Origin of the sequence: Actinophytocola sp., assembly GCF_036555685.1 — a bacterium.
Taxonomy (GTDB): domain Bacteria; phylum Actinomycetota; class Actinomycetes; order Mycobacteriales; family Pseudonocardiaceae; genus Actinophytocola.
Map to the genome: position 1 here is coordinate 35554 of NZ_DATBKY010000296.1, position 19957 is coordinate 55510.

Annotated in this window: 18 protein-coding genes; 7 read left to right on the forward strand and 11 right to left on the reverse strand. The window is 72.0% G+C overall.

Annotated features, from left to right (window positions below):
- Window positions 1-62: 62 nt before the first annotated feature.
- From VH969_RS30440 to VH969_RS30450, 3 genes are read left to right on the forward strand one after another with little or no spacing between them, the layout of a single operon-like run.
- Entirely contained in the window at window positions 63-425 is a 363-nt protein-coding gene (locus VH969_RS30440) for a hypothetical protein (RefSeq protein WP_331980544.1), read from the forward strand.
- Between the two features lie 9 nt (window positions 426-434).
- The gene (locus VH969_RS30445; RefSeq protein WP_331980546.1) at window positions 435-1403 is read left to right on the forward strand and encodes a quinone oxidoreductase family protein; all 969 of its coding nucleotides are present in this window, start codon (window positions 435-437) and stop codon (window positions 1401-1403) included.
- A 57-nt stretch (window positions 1404-1460) separates the two neighbouring features.
- Window positions 1461-1934: a hypothetical protein gene (locus VH969_RS30450; protein WP_331980548.1), complete on the forward strand. Its 474-nt coding sequence runs from the start codon at window positions 1461-1463 to the stop codon at window positions 1932-1934.
- A gap of 11 nt (window positions 1935-1945) precedes the next feature.
- Here VH969_RS30450 and VH969_RS30455 read toward each other — a convergent pair whose 3' ends face one another.
- A complete protein-coding gene (locus VH969_RS30455; protein WP_331980550.1) occupies window positions 1946-2488 on the reverse strand; it encodes an AMIN-like domain-containing (lipo)protein in 543 nt (180 codons plus the stop codon).
- 82 nt (window positions 2489-2570) lie between these two features.
- Window positions 2571-3806, reverse strand: a complete 1236-nt coding sequence (ilvA, locus tag VH969_RS30460) for a threonine ammonia-lyase IlvA (protein WP_331980612.1) — start codon at window positions 3804-3806, stop codon at window positions 2571-2573.
- Window positions 3807-3848: 42 nt separating this feature from the next.
- Here ilvA and VH969_RS30465 point away from each other — a divergent pair, with 42 nt between their 5' ends.
- Window positions 3849-4640 (forward strand): IclR family transcriptional regulator, encoded by a 792-nt coding sequence (locus VH969_RS30465; protein WP_331980552.1) that lies wholly within the window; start codon window positions 3849-3851, stop codon window positions 4638-4640.
- A 103-nt stretch (window positions 4641-4743) separates the two neighbouring features.
- A complete protein-coding gene (locus VH969_RS30470) occupies window positions 4744-5823 on the forward strand; it encodes an FAD-dependent oxidoreductase (protein WP_331980554.1) in 1080 nt (359 codons plus the stop codon).
- Between the two features lies 1 nt (window position 5824).
- On the opposite strand, the gene VH969_RS30475 is transcribed toward VH969_RS30470, so the two are convergent.
- The 5 genes from VH969_RS30475 to VH969_RS30495 form a co-directional block, all read right to left on the reverse strand.
- The gene (locus VH969_RS30475) at window positions 5825-7456 is read right to left on the reverse strand and encodes a phospholipase D-like domain-containing protein (protein ID WP_331980556.1); all 1632 of its coding nucleotides are present in this window, start codon (window positions 7454-7456) and stop codon (window positions 5825-5827) included.
- A gap of 103 nt (window positions 7457-7559) precedes the next feature.
- Window positions 7560-10097, reverse strand: coding sequence for a CHAT domain-containing protein (locus tag VH969_RS30480; protein ID WP_331980558.1), 2538 nt, complete (start codon window positions 10095-10097; stop codon window positions 7560-7562).
- Window positions 10098-10172: 75 nt separating this feature from the next.
- Complete coding sequence (locus VH969_RS30485) at window positions 10173-10685, reverse strand: hypothetical protein (RefSeq protein ID WP_331980560.1); 513 nt, start codon at window positions 10683-10685, stop codon at window positions 10173-10175.
- Window positions 10682-11251 (reverse strand): RNA polymerase sigma factor, encoded by a 570-nt coding sequence (locus VH969_RS30490; RefSeq protein WP_331980562.1) that lies wholly within the window; start codon window positions 11249-11251, stop codon window positions 10682-10684. The genes VH969_RS30485 and VH969_RS30490 overlap by 4 nt, the downstream gene beginning before the upstream one ends.
- A gap of 8 nt (window positions 11252-11259) precedes the next feature.
- The gene (locus VH969_RS30495) at window positions 11260-12855 is read right to left on the reverse strand and encodes a S8 family peptidase (protein ID WP_331980564.1); all 1596 of its coding nucleotides are present in this window, start codon (window positions 12853-12855) and stop codon (window positions 11260-11262) included.
- 273 nt (window positions 12856-13128) lie between these two features.
- Between VH969_RS30495 and VH969_RS30500 the strand changes: the two genes are divergently transcribed.
- Complete coding sequence (locus VH969_RS30500; RefSeq protein WP_331980566.1) at window positions 13129-13761, forward strand: DUF2238 domain-containing protein; 633 nt, start codon at window positions 13129-13131, stop codon at window positions 13759-13761.
- A gap of 43 nt (window positions 13762-13804) precedes the next feature.
- Here VH969_RS30500 and mctP read toward each other — a convergent pair whose 3' ends face one another.
- Both mctP and VH969_RS34595 read right to left on the reverse strand, forming a co-directional pair.
- Complete coding sequence (gene mctP, locus VH969_RS30505; RefSeq protein ID WP_331980568.1) at window positions 13805-15472, reverse strand: monocarboxylate uptake permease MctP; 1668 nt, start codon at window positions 15470-15472, stop codon at window positions 13805-13807.
- Entirely contained in the window at window positions 15472-15753 is a 282-nt protein-coding gene (locus VH969_RS34595) for a DUF3311 domain-containing protein (RefSeq protein ID WP_414638640.1), read from the reverse strand. The genes mctP and VH969_RS34595 overlap by 1 nt, the downstream gene beginning before the upstream one ends.
- A 140-nt stretch (window positions 15754-15893) precedes the next feature.
- On the opposite strand from VH969_RS34595, the gene ligD reads away from it, so the two are divergent.
- Entirely contained in the window at window positions 15894-16763 is an 870-nt protein-coding gene (gene ligD / locus VH969_RS30515; RefSeq protein ID WP_331980572.1) for a non-homologous end-joining DNA ligase, read from the forward strand.
- Between the two features lie 62 nt (window positions 16764-16825).
- On the opposite strand, the gene VH969_RS30520 is transcribed toward ligD, so the two are convergent.
- The gene (locus VH969_RS30520) at window positions 16826-17800 is read right to left on the reverse strand and encodes an ABC transporter substrate-binding protein (protein WP_331980574.1); all 975 of its coding nucleotides are present in this window, start codon (window positions 17798-17800) and stop codon (window positions 16826-16828) included.
- A gap of 23 nt (window positions 17801-17823) precedes the next feature.
- Window positions 17824-19845 (reverse strand): ABC transporter permease, encoded by a 2022-nt coding sequence (locus VH969_RS30525; protein WP_331980576.1) that lies wholly within the window; start codon window positions 19843-19845, stop codon window positions 17824-17826.
- Window positions 19846-19957 lie beyond the last annotated feature (112 nt).

The window sequence follows — 19957 nt, forward strand, 5'->3', positions numbered from 1 at the left end:
CACCAAACAGGATGGGACCAACTCACGGTGACCCACAGGGTTGATTCCGGGGAGGCGGAACAGTGAGCAAGTACCTGCTGGACAAGTTCCTGTTCACCGTCGACCGCGACCCGGAGCTGGTCGAGCGGTACCGCGAGGATCCACAAGGGACGGTCGAGTGGTGGGAGGCCAACGAGGCCAACCGGATCCTCAACTGCCACACCGGCGAGGCGTCGACGTGGCTCGCGTTCGACGACACCGAGCGGGCGGCGCTGGCCGGCCACGACTACCCGAAGCTGTTCGAGCTGGGCGCGCACCCGTTCCTCACGCTGACGCTGTTCATCGCGATGTTCGAGCGCGACCACGACCAGCCGCTCGGCTTCCAGCTGGAGTACGCGCGGCGGCTCGCGCACAACTCGCTGCCCTACCCGGACATCTCGACGTGACGGGGTGACGTGACGAGCCAGCCGATGCGTGCCGTCGAGGTCGTCGAACCCGGGCGGCCGCCGCGGGTCACCGGCCGGGCCGAGCCCGTGCCCGCCGCGGGCGAGGTGCTGGTCGGCGTGCGGGCCGCGCCGATCATGCCGCTGGACCTGCTGTGCGCGTCCGGCACGTCGTACTTCGGGCGGCCGGCCACCCCGTACGTGCCGGGCGTGCAGGGTGTCGGGGCCGTGGACGGGCGGCACGTCTGGTTCCCGACCTCGGCGGGGATGCGGCCGGGCGACGGCAGCATGGCCGAGGTGGCCGCGGTGCCCGCGGTCGACCTCGTCGACCTGCCGGCCGAGGCCGACCCGGTGGCGGTGGCGGCGCTCGGGCTGTCGGCGATCGCCGCCTACCTGGCGTTGACGTGGCGTGGCGAGCTCGCGGCCGGCGAGCAGGTGATCGTGCTCGGGGCGGGCGGCGTGGTCGGGCAGTCGGCGGTCCAGTTCGCGCGGATCGCGGGCGCGCGGCGGGTGGTCGCCGGCGCGCGGTCGGCGGCCGCGCAGGCCCGGGCCGCCGAGGCCGGTGCGGACGCGGTCGTCCCCTTGGACACCGAGGACGTCGGCGAGCTCGCGAGCCGGTTCGCCGCGGCCGCGGACGGGCCGGTGGACCTGGTGCTGGACCCGCTGTTCGGCGCCCCGGCGGCCGCCGCGGCACGCGCGCTGCGGCCCGCCGGCCGGCTGGTCAACCTCGGCAGCTCGGCGTCCGAGACGTCCCCGATCGACTCGTCGACGCTGCGCAGCAAGTCGTTGCGGCTGCTCGGGTACACGAACAACGAGGTGACCCGCGAACGGAAGGCGGACGCGATGCGCACCGTCGCCGCCGAGTCGCTGGCCGGGCGGCTGGCCGTGGCGCACGAGACCGTGCCGCTCGCCGACGCGGCGACGGCGTGGCAGCGGCAGGCCGCCGGCACCACCGCCGGCCGGATCGTCCTCGTCCCGTAACGGCGTCCCGTAGCGGCGTCCCGTAACGGCGGGCCCGGACGTGCCGACGTCGGGATCATGAGATGGGTCGTGGCGGTGGCCTTGTTCGCGCTGCTCGCCGGCTGCACGTCCACGGTCTCCGGCGCACCCGCGGGCTCGCGGCCGCCGGACACGGAACCGAGGATCACCGCCGGCACGACGACCGGGGAGACGCCGGCGACCGGGGAGTCCGGCGAGCCGGACCTCCCGGCGCCGCCGACGTCGATCGACCCCGCCGCGAACCAGCGGTACTGCGAGCGCCCGATCACCGGCGCGTTCGGCAAGGAGATGATGGTCGTCGTGGTGGAGACGCCGGCCGGGCGGGTCGACTGCGACCAGGCATCGGCCGTGCTCGTCGACTACTACGCCGAGCGGCCGGACCCGGACCCGGGCTCGGACCCGATCGCGGTGGCCGGGTTCGCCTGCAACCAGGTCCCCTACCCGGACGTCCCGCAGGTCATCTGCGCGGACGGCGACTCGCTGCTGTACTCGATGTGGCGCCAGGGCGGCTGACCGCCCCAGCGTCACCAGGCGTGGGCGACGTCGACCACGATCCGGTTCGGCAGCGTGAACACCCGGAACGGCAGGCGGGCGCGGACGCCGAGCCCCACCGTCGTCACGCCCTCGAACGAGCCGGCCAGGGCGACCTGGCGGAAGGTCCGGTAGCCGGCGACGTTCACGAGCTCCGCCCGGTTCGCGTACCGGTAGGTCGGCCGGCCCGCGGTGTCGTACGCGGGTGCCTGAATCGCGATCGACAATTTCGCGCCGCCCCGCAACGGAACGACCCGGCCCGACGGATCCTCGGTCATGGTATTCACGTATTTGACCGTGTATCCGGTGACATTTCCACGGACATCGAAAACGAGCCGGTCGTAGCAGTCGTGCCGCCCGGCGCGGATGTTCGTCAGTTGCGGCGACGTCGTCGGGCTGTGCGACTTCGCCAGGGATCCCCACGTGATCCCGCAGTACGGCGCGGGTGCGGCCGATGCGGTCGTCGCCACCACCGGCGTCAGACCGGCCATCGCGACGGCGGCCGCCACCACCATGACTCTCGTTCTTCGCAGCATTTCTCCGGCTCCCTCGGAACGCGAACCACGTATTCTTCGCGGTTCTTGCCAGAAAGGACGCGCGGCGAACGCGTGCGTTGTTTCAGACCAGGAAAGTGAAAAGCGGGCTGTCCGGTGGCACGCGCTCGATACGGTGCGGTGCGCTCTGCATCCGCTTGAGCATCGGCTCCAGGTTCTCCGGGGTGCCGAGCTCGATGCCGACCAGCGCGGGCCCGGTCTCGCGGTTGTTGCGCTTCACGTACTCGAAGAGCGTGATGTCGTCGTCCGGCCCGAGCACGTCGTGCAGGAAGCGGCGCAGCGCGCCGGGCTCCTGCGGGAACTCCACGAGGAAGTAGTGCTTGCGCCCCTCGAAGACCAGCGCCCGCTCGACGATCTCCGCGTACCGGCTCACGTCGTTGTTGCCGCCCGAGAGGATGCAGACGACCGTCGCACCGGGCGGCAGCGTGACGTCCCGCAGCGCGGCCGACGCGAGCGCGCCGGCGGGCTCGGAGATGATGCCGTCCGACTGGTACAGGTCCAGCATCTCCACGCAGATCCGCCCCTCCGGGACCGCGAACAGCTCCGGGCGGAACTTGTCGGCGACGGCGAAGGTGTGGCCACCGACCTGGCGTACCGCGGCGCCGTCGACGAAGGGGTCCAGGTGCGGCAGCGGCGCCGGGCGGCCCTGCGCCAGCGCGAACGCCATGCTCGCCGCACCCGCGGGCTCGGCGCCGAAGACCCGCACGGACGGGTGGGCCTCGGACAGCCACGTCAGCGTCCCGGCCAGCAGCCCGCCGCCGCCGACCGGCACGACCACGGCGTCCGGCACGCGACCCAGCTGCTGGACGACCTCGCGGACCACCGTGCCCTGGCCGGCGATCGTGCGCGGGTCGTCGAACGCCGGGATCAGGGTCATGCCGTGCTCGGCGGCGTAGGCATGCGCCGCGGCGGCCGCGTCGTCGTAGGTGTCGCCCTCGACCACGACCTGGACGAACCGGCCGCCGAGGTTCGCCACGCGGTCCCGCTTCTGGCGCGGCGTCGTGCGCGGCAGGTACACGCGGGACCGCACGCCGAGCGCGGCGCACGCGAACGCCACGCCCTGGCCGTGGTTGCCGGCACTGGCACACACGACGCCGGCCTCGCGCTGGGCCGCGGACAGCCCGCTCACGAAGTTCAGCGCGCCGCGGCCCTTGTACGAGCGGACGGTGTTGAGGTCCTCGCGCTTGAGCCACACCTCGAGGTCGTGGCGCACCGAAAGCCGCTCGTTGCGCTGCAGCGGGCTCGGCGGGATCACGCCCACGAAGCGCTCTGCCGCCGCCGCGACGTCGGCGGCGACCACGGGATGCTCTGTCACGGCTCCTCCTGTCGTATGTTCGACATCATGACCGGCCGCGACGAGCCCCAGAACCAGGGGGCGGCACACACGCCGCTGCTCGTGCTCGGCAAGATCACCGAGATCCTCAACGCGTTCACGCTGCGGCAGCCGTCGCTGACGTTGCGCGACATCCAGCGTGCGACCGGTCTCCCCGCCTCGACCGTCCAGCGGCTCGTGACGAACCTCGTCGCCAACGGCTTCCTCGACCGGACCGGCGACCGGTTCCGGATCGGGGTCAAGATGGCGTACTGGGCGGCGGCCGCCGCAAAGGAGCTGGACGTCCTCGACGTGGTCAGCCCCGTGCTCAAGGACCTTCGCGACCGGACCGGGGAGACCGCCTGCTTCTTCCGCGTGGAGGGCGAGCAGCGGGTCTGCGTCGCGGTCGCCGAGACCCGCCACGCGCTGCGCCGGGAGATGGCCGTCGGCCGGGTCTTCCCGCTGACCGCGGGCTCCTCGGGCCGGGTGCTGCTCGCGTGGACCCCCGGCCTCGCCGATGCCGTGCTCCGGCACGAGCCGCCGCGGCTGACCGACAGCACGGTCACCAACCGCGACGAGCTGCGCCGGCTCGTCAAGCAGACGGCCGCGGACGGGTACGCGATCACCGCGGGCGAGCGCATCGACGGCGCGTCCGGCCTCGCCGCGCCGGTGTTCGACGCCGCCGCCGACCTCGTCGGCGCGGTCACCGTGCAGGGGCCGACGCTGCGGATGCCGTACGAGACGTGCGTCGAGTGGGTCGAGGTCGTCGTCGAGCACGCCGAGCGGATCACCCGGGCACTCGGCGGCCGGTTCCCGGACTGAGCCGGCGGGGTGGACACGTCCGGCGGGCTGCGGGGTGCCCACCCGGACGGCGGCGCATGGTCGATCTCGCGGACGTCGCTCGTGTGATCTCCGCCCGGCCGGGATGCGCGGCGCGGTCCCGGGTGTTGTGCGGGGTGTGCGGGATACGGACGTCGTCGTGATCGGGGCCGGGCAGGCCGGGCTCTCGGCCGCTTACTTCCTGCGCCGGGCGGGGCGCGACCACGTCGTGCTCGACGGGAACCCGGCTCCCGGCGGCGCGTGGCAGCACCGGTGGCCGACGCTTCGGATGGCGACCGTGCACGGGATCTTCGACCTGCCGGGCATGCACTTCGACCCCCCGGACCCGGCCGAGCCGGCCGCGACGGCGGTGCCCGCCTACTTCGCCGCCTACGAGCTGGAGTTCGGCCTCGACGTCCACCGGCCGGTGTCCGTCCGCGCCGTACGCGAGGGAACCGGCGGACGGCTGCTCGTCGAGTCCGACGTGGACACCTGGTCGGCCCGGGCGCTGGTCAACGCCACCGGCACGTGGACCCGCCCGTTCTGGCCCCGCTACCCCGGTCAGGAGACCTTCCGCGGCCGCCAGCTGCACACCGCCGACTACCGCGGCCCCGCCGAGTTCGCCGGCCGGCGCGTGGTCGTCGTGGGCGGCGGGACCTCCGCGGTGCAGCTGCTGCTGGAGATCGCCGAGGTCGCCGAGACGACGTGGGTGACGCGCCGCCCGCCCGAGTTCTTCGCGGGCCCGTTCACCGGGGACTACGGCCGCGAGGTCATCGCGCGGGTCGACGAGCGGGTGCGAGCCGGTCTGCCGCCGCAGAGCGTCGTGCGGGCGACCGGGCTGGCGCTCACGCCCGAGGTACGCGCGGCGCGGCGGCGTGGGCTGCTCGACCGGCACCCGATGTTCACCCGGCTCACGCCCGCCGGAGTTGCCTGGGACGACGGTTCGTTCCTCGCCGCCGACGTGATCCTGTGGTGCACCGGCTGGCGCGCCGCGCTGGACCACCTCGCGCCGCTGCACCTGCGCGGCCCGGGCGGCGGGATCGTCATGGACGGCACGCGCGTCGTCGCCGACCCGCGCGTGCACCTGGTCGGCTACGGCCCCTCCGCGAGCACGGTCGGCGCGAACCGCGCGGGCCGGGCCGCGGTGCGCGAGCTCCGCGAGCTGCTCGAGCCGGCGGCCGCGTGAGTCAGCGGAACAGCAGCCGCTGGCGGTGGCTCGGCGTCGTGGCGTCGAAGTAGCGGGCCGCCCAGCTGTCGTCCGGGCTCAGGAAGCCGGACCCGGCGCTCTTCCTCGCGCTCAGGAAGCGGAAGTAGAAGTGGTTGAAGATCCGCATGAACTCGCCCAGGTAGATGTCGGCCACCCGCGGGTCGTCCTGGATCACCAGCATGTTCTCGTCGTTCTCGTGCACCGACGGGTCGCTGAAGTTGCCCGAGCCGGACACCACCAGCGGGTGGTCGCCGAGCGGGTCGACGAGCATGAACTTCGTGTGCGTGAAGTGGACGTGCGTGTCCAGGTTCGTCAGGTGCTCGGCGACCCAGCGATCGAGGACTCCCTTCGCCAGCAGGGAACCGACCGCGACCTTCACGTCGTGGTCCACGTCGAACCGGACGTCGCCCTTGCCCGGCGGCTGTTCCAGCACGAGGTAGCGCAGCACGTCCGACTCGGGCCGGATGGCCGCCGCGATCTTGTCGTGCACGCCGAAGGCCGCGGTCATGAAGAAGGACTTCCTCGCCCCGCCCGCCTGCGTCGCGTACCAGTCGATCATGTCCAGAGTGGTCCGCGGGCTGAACACCGTGCCGATGCCCGGCTTCGGCGGCGTGCCCGGGGTGGGGCTCGCGGCCGTGTTCGCCGGGCGGATCCGCGCGTACGCGGGGTCGGCCGACAGCCGTGTCCAGTAGTCGAGGTAGCGGGTCGCCACGTCCGTGTCGCGGATCAGGTGGCCCACATTGGACTGTCCGAACAGGCCACCCCAGGTGATGTTCGCCGAGCCGGTCCACACCGCCAGCGGCACGCCGGCGCGCAGCAGCACGAGGAACTTGTTGTGCGAGATCGCGCTGTTCGTCCTGCGCGGGATCATGTCCGGGCCGAGGCCGGCCCGCTCGATGGCGGGCTCGCTGGCCTGCCAGACCTTCGCCCGCTCCCCCGTGCCGGCCTTGCCGCGCCGGTCGTAGACGATGCGGACGTCGACGCCGCGGTCGGCGGCCGACTTGAGCGCGGCCAGCACGGGCGGGTAGTTGAACTCGTAGACCGAGCCGCGTAAGGCGAAGTCCGGCCCCGTCGCGGTGGCGATGAAGCCGAGCAGCGCCTCCTCGAGCCCGCGCGACAACCACGTGTACGCCGGGTCGGACCGGTCACCCGCACGCGGCTCGCGGTCGCCGAACTCGCGCACGTAGGCCTGGCTGCCGGCCACGCCGCGGTTGAAGTGGACCGCGTGCGCGCTCTCGTCGACGGGCTCGGTGGTGACCGCGACCGTCACCTCGTGCCGGGCCTCGAGCGCGGCCGGCGTGCCGTAGAGGGCGACGACGCGGTAGGAGTAGGCGCGGCCGGGTTCTACGCCGTAGTCGCCCCACTGGAACGACTGGAGCGGGTGGTCGCGCAGGCTCACCGAGGTGCCGGGCGGCAGGTCGCGGCCGGTCTCGGCGAACACCTTCAGGCCACGCAGCCAGTGCCGGTCGCCGGTCGCGGGATCCGCCCGCTCGATCGCGAACCCGAGCAGCCCCGCGGTGTCCCGCTTCGCGATGTCCAGGCCCAGCAGGACGACGTAGCTGCCGGCGATGGCGTGCGCGCTGAGCGACCCGGCCTTGTTTCGGTTGCGCATCGGACCGTCCTCACGCGCGGTGGCAGTGCTGTGGGAGACCGCCCCAAGAGTCGGGACACGCGGCGGCCCCGTTACGGGTCGGGCCGGTCGGCGAACCGGCGGTTCAGCCGCTGCCGAAGCAGACCAGCGGCGTCAGTGGCTCGGTGAGCGCGGCGTCGGCGAGTGCCCGGGCCGGCGCGACCCCGGTGGCCAGGCCGCGGTGGTACGCGGTCATCACGCCGACCGCGGCCTCGTCGTCCATCCGGGCCACGCTCGACACGACGGTCCGGGTGCCGCTGTAGAGCAGGGCGGCGGTGAAGCCGAGGATCTCGTCGCCCTCGCGTACGACCGACCGGCCGACGTCGCAGGAGGAGAGGATCACCTGCTCGGGCGCCGCGCCGAGCCGGTGGATGTCGTAGGCCATCAGCGGCCCGTCCACCAGGTCGAGCCGGGAGAACAGCACGCTGTCCTGCTCGTGGTGGCCGTGGGTGGCGAAGTGCGCGATGGCGCAGCCGTCGAGTGCCTTCATCGCCGACTCGACCGTCGCGTCCGCGCCGAGCAGCGTCTCGCCCTCCGGGTAGATCGCGGACAGCTGCTCGACCTCGTCCGCGGCGTACTCCAGGTTCGGCCCGGCGACGAGCAGCTTGCCGGTGGCCGCGGGGCTCGCGGCGCGCCTGCCGGACAGCCACACGGTCGCCGACGGCGAGACCGTCACCGGCCGCCCGCGCAGGTCCGGCAGCAGCGCCCACGGCACGCCGGACAGCGAGCCGGTCGGCACGATCACCAGCTCCTCGGCGCCGAGGTGGTCGCGCAGCGGGGTCATGAGGTGCTCGGTCAGCACATCCAGCTGGCGGCGCACGGAGTTGCGGACGGTGGCGTCGAGCGCGTCCGGCAGCCGCCGCCCGCACAGCACGTCGAGGTCGCTGCGCAGCCGGGCCGCGGCCTCCGCCGCCACCGCGAAGTCGCCCAGCTCGACGATGCGCGGGGTGCGCTCGCCGACGAGGAACGCGTGGATCCGCCCGCCGACGGTCAGCAGGCTGACGAGGGTCGCGCCGGCCGTGGCGAGCTCGGCGCGCACGTCGGCCAGCGACGCCTCGTCCTCGCTCTCCCCGGTACCGCTCAGCTGCCAGCTGTGCGCGCGGATCTGGCGCTCCAGCTCGGCGATGCGCCGCGTGGCGGCCGCGTCCCGGCGGCCCTCCAGCTCGCTCGCCCGCGCCACCCGCGAGCGCTGGCGCAGCTCGGCGAGCGCGTCGGCGGTGACCGGGTCGTCGGTCGGGTGAACCGCGCGCGAGCGGAACGCCTGCGCTCGGGAGTGCTCGAGCCAGCGGAACACCGTGGGCGGGCGGCCGTCGGCGAGCGCGGCGTCCAGGCCGGCGCGGGCCAACTCGGCGCCGAGCGTGGTCACGCCCGTCTGCAGGTCGATGCTGCCGAAGTGGCTGCGGTGCTCGCCGAGCAGGTCCAGCCCGGTCCGCGCGTACCGGAACGTCGCCGCCCGCTCGCCGCGTGCCGCCGCGATGCGCGCCCGCACGAGCAGGCGCTGCAGCCGGGTGTCCAGGGTCGACCGCCGGCCCGGCTGGCGGCGGATCCGGGTGGCCGCCGCGCCGATCTCGCCGCGCCCCAGGTGCGCGCGGGCGGCCAGCAGCTCGGCGGCCTCCGCGTCGTTCTCCAGCCCAAGCTCGCGCAGCCGCTCGGCCAGCTCCGCCGCGACCGCGGCGATCCGCGACGGCCGGCGACCACCGGTGAGCTCCGCGCGCAGCCGGGTCAGCTCGGCCACCGCGGCCCAGGTCTCGTTGTGCCGGCGGCGGAAGCGGCGCTCCGCCCGGATCGCCCAGCGCCGGGCGGACTCCTGGTCGCCGAGCGCGAGGCCGATCTGCGCGCGGGTCAGCTCGGCCTCCGCGTGTTCCTGCGTCATGCCGAGGTCGGGGAACCGGGGCAGCGCGGCGTCGAGCACGTCGGCCGCGTCCACGCACAGGCCGGCCGCGAGCAGCGCCCGTGCCTTCTCCACGGCCAGCACGACGAGCATGCCGTCCGCGGTCTCGGTGTAGCCCCGCTCGGCCGCCTCGAAGGCCCGCAGCGCGCCCGGGATGTCCCCGGCGAGCAGCAGGCACGAGCCCCGGCCGTGGAAGGCCTTCGCGACCTGGACGTCCATGCCCAGCTCGCGGCTGATCTCCTCGCTGCGCGCGAGATCGGCGAGCGCCGGGCGGACCTGGCCCGCGATCTGGTGGATGAACGCGCGGTTGAGCAGCGTCCGGGCCAGCGCGACCCGCTCGCCCGCGCGGTCGAGCATCGGCACGGCGGCGTCGAACGAGGTCACTGCCTCGTCCACGCGGCCGGTCATGGTCAGCAGCAGCCCGCGCTGCAGCAGCAGCACGCCGCGGTTGTCCCCGGTGATCAGCTGCTCGGTGCTGTCCAGCAGCTCGAAGCCCAGGTCGCTGTTGCCGCGCGCGACCTCGGCGGCGGACAGCGTGCCGAGCAGGCGGAAGGTCAGCTCGCGGTGGTCCGCCCAGGCGCCGCCGGGTTCGGGCCAGCCGAGCCGGCGCAGCCCCGCGCGCAGCGACCGGGCCCCGAGCAGCGGCCGGCCGCGGTTGAGCGCCTCGAGTCCCCGCCGGTGCAGCTCGCGCGCGCGAGCTTCGACGGCCTCGGCGGCCACCACACCAGGCATTGGCTCAGTATCGAGTCAGCCGGGCGGTGCAGGACAGGGGCTATGGTCCGTATCTCAGGATTCCGTGAAAGGTCCTTAGATTTCCATCGTCGGCGTGATGATCCGCCGCGAGTTCCCGCTGAGATGGACGATCAGCTGCACGATTCCCGTAGGCACCGAGTCCAGGGAGAACCGCCCGGCGTCGTCGGACGAGGTCGTGATCGGCGTGGCCGGGCAGCGCAGCTCGATCTCGTGGCAGGCAGCCGGGGTGAGCCAGCCGTCGATGCGCGCGGTCCCGTCCACCCGCGGCTCGATGGTGATCATGATGCTCAGGCTGTCGCTCTGGAACGTGACGAGCCGGGTCAGCTCGTCGGTGCGGGCGGCGGCGAGCTCCTGCGTCTCGACCATCCGGGACACCTCGAGGTCGAGCGAGGTGTCGAGGTCGAGCGCGAACCGGATCTGCTCGATAAGCCCGGCCGGCATCGGGTCGGCGGTCTCCCACAGCCGGCGTACCGCGGCCAGGATCGACTCGTCGACATCCGACAGGGGCTCGTTCGCGCCGGTGCCGGTGCCGGCTCCGTTGCCGTTGCGGCTGTTCTCCCGGTTCACCGCCAGCCTCCCGTGCGGTCGGCGACCAGCAGCTCGCGCAGCTTGGCGAGGCAGCGCCCGCGGTTCGGCCCGACGCTGCCGACGGGCATGCCGAGCGCCTCGCTGACCTCCGCGTAGTCGGGCCGCCGCACGAAGGCCACGATGCGCAGCAGCGTGCGGCACCGCTCGGGCAGCGCGTCGACCGCGGCCCACAACCGGGCCCGGCTTTCGCCGTCGACGACCTGGTCGGCCGGTCCGGGCCGGGGATCTCGCATCTCGACGAACACCGCGTCCTCCTCCACGTGTTCGCTACGACCTGCCTTGCGAACCCGCCACGCCTCCCGCTTCGTGACGGTGACCAGCCAGCCGGCCAGGGCGCTCGGGCTCTGGATGTCCGCCAGGGACCCGAGCAGCTCCAGCCATGCCGTCTGGACGACGTCGACGCTCGCCTCCCGGTCCAGCCCCTGCGACCGGGCGACCTGCCAGAGCATCGGCGTCAGCCGGCGGACCAGGTCGGCGAGCGCGTCGCGGTCGCCGTCCCGCGCCGCGCGGAACAGCGCCCCGACCTGGTCCTGGTCCACCGGCATCCGTTACGTCAGTCCTTCTGCCGAGCGCATGCGTCGACCGCCCGCCGGGCGCGCTCGAGCATCGCGTCCCCCGTCACGTTGCTCATCGCGGGCGCGCCGCCGTCCGCGGCGGCGACGAGCTTGTTGGCGAGCACGGCGGCCGCGTGGGGCGCCGCGAACGAGGTGCCGTGCCAGACGGCGAAGCCGCTGGTGAAGTCGTCCGGGTCCATCGACTCGCGGCCCAGGTCGGACATCACCTGTGCCGGGCCCATGCTCCCGCGCAGCTTCGGATACGTGCTGACCACGCCCGCGCCCGTCGCCCACGCGTGCACCCAGGGTGCCTGGTTCGAGAAGAACGCCTTGGTGCCGTTGGGGTTGAGCGCGCCGACGGACAGCACCGCCGGCCCGCCGCCGGCAGGCGGGTCGGCCGCCAGCGCGGCCGGGTAGAACGGCCGCATCGTGGCGTTGTTGCCGGCGGCGGCCACGACGAGCACGCCGCGGTCGGCCAGCGCGTTGAGCAGGTCGGTGAACTGGCGGGTCTCCTTCACGTCCTGCTCGTCCTCGATGTAGTAGCCCATCGACAGCGCCAGGATGTCGACCATCTCGCGCGGATCGCCGCCGGGCGCCTGCGCCCTGTCCACGCGGTGGACGAGCGTCTCCAGGGCCGCGATCAGGTCGCTCTCGTACGCGACACCGTCGCCCGCCATGACCCGGGCCATCGCGACCTGCGAGTCCGGCGCGATCTGCTGGACGATCCCGGCGATGAACGTGCCGTGACCGGCGTGCCGGCTGAGCACCCCGGTCATCGGGTCGGTCAGCACGTCGCGGTCCCAGATGTCCTCGATGTGCCGGTCCTCGATGCCCGACTCGCGGCTGCTGGCCGTGATCGCGTCCTGGACGTCGGCGAGCTCGCGGATGAACCCGCCGTCGGGCAGGCCGCCCTGCGGGCCGACGGTGCCGAACCAGTCGTGCCCGGCGATGCCCGTGTCCAGCACGGCGACGACGGGCCTGCGGTCGAACCCGGTCCCGGCGACCACCGGACGTGGCTGGTCCGGCCGGAAGGCGACGCTCACCGGCACGGGCCCGCCGCGGGCGTTGCGGATGTAGGAGTCCGAGCTGAACCACCCGTGCGAGTCCCACGGCACCGCGCCGGCGTCGTGCGAGTCCCACGGGTGGGAGTCCCACGGGTGGGAGTCCCACGGCACCGGCCCGACACCGACGAACAGCAGGTGTTCCAGGCCGACCGGGTCCGGCGTGCCGACCGCGGTCCGCAGGTCGCCACCCGCCTCGTCGGCGGCGCGGCGCAGGTGCGCCAGGGCCTGTGACGCGTCGACGTCGCGTCCCCTGGCCGGGTCGAGCGGCTCGAGCCGCACCACCACGGGCCGGCCGGCCACGTCGCCCGGCTCGGCGAGCTTGAGGTTGATCTCGGCGAGCGATCGATCGAGGACGGTGCGGTCCACGGAGCGTGGGACACGCAGCGCGTCCGGGCGGTACGTCGCCGGGCGGCGCGTCTGATCGGGACGCGACCCGCCCACGCCGTACCGGTCCCGCAGTCCGGCCGGTAGCTCCGGAGCCTCGGCGCCGAGGCCCGCGACCTGCGGGTCGCGGCTGATGTAGAAGTCCATCAGGCCTCCCCTTCTCTGGGCACGCGACTTCTGCCCTTCCACGTGTCGCCAACCGTTCGGGAAATACATCCCGAACATCACGAAAGCGTTACGAACGCGGCAGGGCCCTCCCGGCTCCCCGGGAGCGCCCTTCGCAGTGTCGGCTCAGCTCGCCGACTCGGCTCGTCGGCTGACGGAACGTCGCCGAGCGCTCACCCGCCGACCCCGGCCGCGGCACTGGTAGTACGGCGCGGCGAAAGCGCGCGGCCGGGCACGATGCGGCACATTGTCGTGATGACGACGGTTCGGGTTCCGGTGCGCACGGTGTCGCGGCGCGAGGGCTTCCTGCTGGTCACGATCCTCGCCGCGGCGCTCGTGTGGTCCGCGATCGGCGCGAGGAGCCTCGGCACGTGGGCGCTCGAGGTGGTGTGGATCCTCATCGGCGCACCGCTCGTGCTGCTCAACCGCCGGCGCTTCCCGCTGACCCGCCTCGTGTGCTGGCTGCTCGTCGGCCACGCGATCGTGCTCTGCTACGGCGGCCACTACACGTACGCGCAGACCCCGCTCGGCGACTGGCTGCGCGACGTGTTCGACTGGCAGCGCAACAACTACGACCGCATCGCGCACTTCGTGCAGGGCTTCGTGCCGGCCATGCTGGTGCGCGAGCTGCTGCTGCGGCTCACCCCGCTGCGCCGCGGCGGCTGGACGTTCACGCTGACCGTCGCGGTCTGCCTCTCGGTGAGCGCGTGCTTCGAGTTCGTGGAGTGGGCGTCCGCGGTGATCCTCGGCGCGGGGGCGGACGACTTCCTCGGCACGCAAGGCGACGTCTGGGACACCCAGTGGGACATGTTCCTGTGCCTGTGCGGCGCGATCGTGGCCCAGCTCGTGCTGAGCCGGGTCCACGACCGGCAGCTGCGGCCGCGGTGACCGGTGGTGCGCCGAACGGCCCGGCGCACCACCGGTCAGCGGGTCAGGACGAGGTCACCGGAGCCGGCCGCGTCGGCTCCTCCCCCGCGATCGGGCGGAGGTTCTCGGTGTGCTCGTCGACGTGGTAGTCCTCGCCGGTCGTCTCGTCGACGCCGTTGGAGACGTTCATCCGCCGGATGACCAGCGAGACGATGATCGCCACCAGCAGGTTGCCGGCGAGGGCCACGAAGCCCACGTAGATCTGCACGGTCGAGCCGGCGAACGGCTCCCACCCGAAGATGTTCAGCTTGCCCAGCGCGAGCGCCGAGCCGCCGAAGTGCGCGCGGCCCGTGGCCGGGTTCGGGATGCCGTAGAGCATGACCATGCCCCACAGCAGGCCGACCGCCCAGCCCGCGACCAGCGCCCACCGGTGCAGCCAGCGGGTGTAGAGCGCGATCGCCACCGCCGGCAGCGTCTGCAGGATGATCACGCCGCCGATCAGCTGCAGGTCGATCGCGTACTGCGGGTCGATGAACACGATGAACACGACCGCGCCGAACTTCACGACCAGCGAGGCGATCTTGGCCTGCTTGGCCTCCTGCGCGTGGGAGGCGTCGCGGCGGACGTACTCCTTGTAGACGTTGCGGGTCCACAGGTTCGCCGCCGCGATCGACATGATCGCCGCCGGCACCAGCGCGCCGATGCCGATGGCCGCGAACGCGATGCCCGCGAACCACGACGGGAACTGGCCGTTGAACAGCTCCGGGATGATCGTGTTGCCGTCCGGGCGGCCGGTGGCGTTGTTCGTGATCGGCTTGGTCCCCGCGGCGATCGCCACGAACCCGAGCAGCGCGAGCAGGCCGAGCAGCAGCGAGTACGCCGGCAGCGCGGACATGTTGCGCTTGAGCACGTCGCGGCCGCGGGAGGCGAGGACGCCGGTGACCGAGTGCGGGTACAGGAACAGCGCGAGCGCCGAGCCGAACGCCAGCGTGGCGTACTGCAGCTGGTTGTTCGAGTTCAGCAGGATGCCGTCGGCCGGGGCCGGGGTCGCGTCGAACTTGTCCTCCGCCGCGCCGAAGATCTCGCTCCACCCGCCGAGCTTGATCGGCAGGTAGATGATCGCGACCAGGATCACCAGGTAGATCAGGATGTCCTTGACGAACGCGATCAGCGCCGGCGCGCGCAGCCCGGACTGGTAGGTGTAGAGCGCCAGGATGATGAACGCGATCAGCAGCGGCAGGTGGCCGAAGAAGCCGCCGCCGTTGAAGCCCATGGACCGCAGCACGGCCTCGAGGCCGACGAGCTGCAGCGCGATGTAGGGCATGGTCGCGACGATCCCGGTGATGGCCACCAGCAGGGCCAGCAACGAGGACCCGTAACGCCCGCGCACGAAGTCGGCCGGGGTCACGTAGCCGCGCGCCCGGGAGACCGACCACATGCGCAGCACGGGCAGGAACACCAGCGGGTAGGCGATGATCGTGTACGGCAGCGCGAAGAACCCGGTCGCGCCGGCACCGAACAGCAGGGCGGGCACCGCGACGAAGGTGTAGGCGGTGTAGAGGTCACCACCCACCAGGAACCAGGTGACCCACGAGCCGAACTTGCGCCCGCCGAGCCCCCACTCGTCGAGATGTTCCAGGGTCTTGCCGGACTGCCAGCGCGCCGCCACGAAGCCGATCACCGTGACGAACGCGAACAGGAGCACGAATTCGATGAGCTCCACCCATTGCATCAGCGCTCACTCCCCTCGTCCAGCGAGTCGACGTCCGCCACTTCGCCGGGTGCGTCGTCCACCCGCACCTTCCGCGTCATCCGGAAGACGATGATCGTGCAGAGCACGCCAACCGGGATGATGAGGAACTGGAACCAGTAGAAGAACGGCATCCCGATGAACTCGGGGGATCTCATGTTGTATATGGGTGTCAGCAGCACAATGAACGGAACTATCAGCAGCAGGTTCCATGGGTTGAAAACCAGCCCGGAGACCTTGCCTCGTGAGTTTCCAGAGGTCATGTTGGCCTACCTCGTTGGTCAATGCCTGACGACGATGTCGGATCGACCCTAGGACCTACGGTTCCCGACGTCACGCACTGCAAAGTGTCGGTTTTGAAACGCTCTCGTTTGCCGATCCGTCCACTGGGTACGCGGCGGGCGTGGGCACGATCGAGGTCTCGCACCCGGAAAAGGTGCTGTTCCCGGCGGACGGCCTCACCAAGGCCGACGTGGTGGCCCACTTCCGCACGGTCACCCGCTCGATGCTGCCCCACCTGGCCGGACGACCTTTGACGATGCGCCGGTTTCCCGACGGGATCGACGGCCAGGGCTTCTTCCAGAAGGACGCCTCGGACCACTTCCCGGACTGGGTCCGCACCGTCGAGATCGCCCGGAAGTCGGCCGAGGGCACCGTGCGCCACGTCGTGTGCGAGGACTCCGAGGCCGGCGCCGACACCCTTCTCTACCTGGCGAACCAGGCCACGCTCGAGTTCCACGTCTGGTCGTCCACCGTGGACGATCTGGAGCACCCGGACCGGGTGGTCGTCGACATCGACCCGCCCGGGCGGACGCCGGTCGCGACGCTGCGCGACATCGCCCGGCGCGTGCGCGATGCGTACACCGAACGGGGGCTGACACCGTACCTGCAGGCCACCGGTGGGCGCGGGTTCCACATCGTGGCGCCGCTGGACCGCTCGGCCGACCACGACGAGGTGCGCGCGGCCGCCGCCGAGCTCGCCGGCGAGCTCGCCGCCGCCGACCCGGACCTGCTGACCACCGCGCAGCGCAAGTACAAGCGCGGCGACCGGGTGTTCCTCGACGTCAACCGCAACGGCTTCGGCCAGACCTTCGTCTCGCCCTACTCGCTGCGCGCCCGCCCCGGCGCGCCCGTCGCGACCCCGCTGGACTGGGACGAGCTGAGCCGCGCCTACCCCAACGGCTTCACCCCGCAACGGATCCGGCGCAGGCTCGCGCGCAAGACGGACCCGTGGCGGGGCATCGACGGCGGCGCCGGCCGCCTCGGGTCGTAGCCCGCGACGGCCGGCGCCGTGTGGTCGCCGGTGTGGTTGCCGGTGTGGGTGTCGTTACGGGATCAGGACTTGCCGACCCAGGCGTCCACCTTGGACTGGTTGTCCTTGACCCACTTCTCGCCGGCGTCCTCGGGGCTCATCTTGTCCACCGCGATGTACTTGGCCACGAGGTTCTGGTCGTCGTTCGTCCACTTGAAGTTCTTCACCAGGTCCGCGGCCGGGCTGCCGGAGTCCATGAACTTCTTGCTCGCGATCTTGTCCAGGTCGTAGGGCGGGTAGTCGCACGCGACCTTCTCCGCGTCCGCGTCGCAGCCCGTCTTGTACTCGGGCAGCTTCACGTGCACGAGCTTGACCTCGAGCATGAACCACTGCGGCTCGTAGAAGTAGCCGATCATCGGCTTCTTGTCCTTCTCCGCCTGCCGGAACGACTGGATCAGCGCGGTCTCGCTGCCCGCGTACACGACCTTGAAGTTCAGGTTGAGGTTCTTCACCAGGGCGGCGTCGTTGGTGACGAACGACGGGTCGCCGTCGAGCAGCTGGCCCTTGCCACCTGACTCGGACGTCTTGAACATGTCCGCGTACTTGTTCAGGTTCTTCCAGTCGGTGATGTCCGGGTACTTCTCGGCCATCCACGGCGGCACGTACCAGCCGATGGTGCCGGTGTTGCCGGTGGAGCCCACCCGCACGGCCGTCTTCTGGTCGTCGATGTACTTCTTCTTCAGGTCGTCGTGGCCCCAGTTCTCCAGCACCACGTCGACCTCGCCGGTGCCGAAGCCCTGCCAGGCGACCTCCTCCTTGAGGTCCTTCTTCGTGACATTGCAGCCGAGCTCCTTCTCCGCCACGTAGCCGACCACGGCCGCGTCGGCCTCGTAGCCGACCCACGGGTTGACGGCGATGTTGAAGTCGCCGCAGTCGGCGCTGTCGCCACCGCCGCCGCCGGAACTGGAGTCCTCGCCCACCTTCGCACCGCCACATCCGGCGAGCACCAGCGAGACCGCGGCGAAGAGCACCGACGTGCGCAGATACCTTCTTCTCATCGTGACCGTCCTCCTCGTCGGGTCTAACCAGCGGTCCGCCCGGTCCGGCGAGCCGCGGCCTGCGTGATTCGGTCGAGCATGATGCCGAGCAGCACGATCGCGAGCCCGGCGGCGAGCCCCTTGCCGAAGAGCTGCCCCTGTGAGAACCCCGCCACGACGTCGTAGCCCAGCGCGCCCGCGCCGACCAGACCGCCCACGACGACCATGGACAGCACGTAGATGAGCCCCTGGTTCGTCGCGAGCGTCAGCGACTTCGACGACATCGGCAGCTGCACCTTCGAGATCGTCTGCCAGCGGCCGGCACCCGAGGCGGTGGCCGCCTCGACGGTCGTGGCGGACACCCCGCGGATCCCGTCCGTGACGATCTTGATGACGATCGGCGCCGCGTACACGAAGGCCGCCACGATCGCCGTGAACCGGGACGGTCCGAACAGCGCCACGAACGGCACCAGGTACACGAACGGCGGCATGACCTGGGCGGCGTCGAGCACCGGCCGGATCACCCGGTCCGCGCGGCGGCTGCGGCCCATCCAGACGCCCATCAGCACGCCCACCACCATCACCACGACGGTCGCGACGAGCGTGGACGCGAGCGTGGTCATCGAGTCGTGCCACAGTCCCGTGCCGAGCAGCAGCGCCAGGCAGATCGCGGTCACCGCGGTCGCCCGCAGATCGCCGATCACCACGGCGAACGCGATGATCACCGCGCACATCAGCCACCACGGCGACTCGGTGAGCAGCGCCTCGAACGGGTTGAGGATCGCCCGGGTGACCCAGTCCCGCAGGTCGTTCGTGATGACCGAGAAGTTGTCCTGGATCCACAGCGTGATGTCGGTCGTCGTGCGGGAGATCCACGGCCCGATGTTCCAGTCGACCGGGAACTCCGCGGCCCAGACGTAGGTGTAGGACAGGTACACGCAGACCGCGGTGACCACGCCGCCGCCGATCAGGAGCGGCCGGCGCAGCCGCGCCGCCGGTGACCGCCCGCCCGAGTGCCGCAGCTGGCGCTCGGCGCGGTCGCCGGCCGCCGTGGTGACCCGGTCGAGGACGATCGCCATGATCACGATCGCGAGGCCGGCGTTGAACGCCGTGCCGACGTCGAGGGTCTGCAGCGCCTTGATCACGGTCTTGCCGAGCCCGGGCGCGTCGATCAGCGCGCAGATCGTGACCATCGCCAGCGCGGCCATGATGCACTGGTTGATGCCGACGACGATCGTGCGCTTGGCCATCGGCAGCAGCACCTTGACCAGCGTCTGCCCGCGGGTGGCACCGAGCGAGTCGGCGGCCTCGCGGCTGTTGCCGGGCACCGAGTTGATCGCGTGTGCGGTGATCCGGATGGCCGGCGGCATCGCGTAGATCAGCGTCGCGATCGTCGCCGAGGCCGGCCCGATCAGGAAGAACAGCGTCAGCGGCGCGAGGTAGACGAACGTCGGCATGATCTGCATGAAGTCGAGCACCGGCGTGATGATCCGGTTCACCCGCCGCGACATGCCCGCCCAGATGCCGAGCGGGATCCCGATCAGCAGGGCGATGATCACGGACGCGGCGACGAGTGCCAGCGTGTCCATGCTCTCCTCCCACAGGCCCTGCAGGCCGAAGAAGAAGAAGCCGACGGTCGCGAGGACCGCGACGCGGACGTTGCCGAACACCCAGGCGGTGTAGCCGGCGAGCGCGACCACGCCGACCCAGCCGATGAGCGGCACGCCGCGGCCGGGTATCGGCTGGGCGATGAGGTACTGGATGCCGGTGACGAAGTTGTCGATCACCAGCCGGATCTCGTTGAAGAAGTAGAGGAAGATCGGGTTGGAGTTGCGGCTGGCCCCGATCGCGTCGTTGACCTCGTTGAACCAGCGGTGCAGCCCGGTGAGCTGGGCGGGCGCCAGCTCGAGCGTGGCGCGCCCGCGGAAGATCACGAAGAGGACCAGCCACGCCACGACGATGACGATGGCGGCGACCCATCTGCGGGGTCCGCGTTCGGCCTTCGGGGCCGGCGGTCGCGGCGGCTCGGCCTTCGCCGGGGCCGGCGGTGCGACGGTGGTGGTCACTGGTGTTCCGCCTCCCCGGACCGAACCCTCGTGGTCGCCATCGGTTGCCGCCCGGCGGTTGGGCGCGTACCGCCGGCCGGGTCGCGTCCCGTTCCTCCTGGGCGCGGTCGGC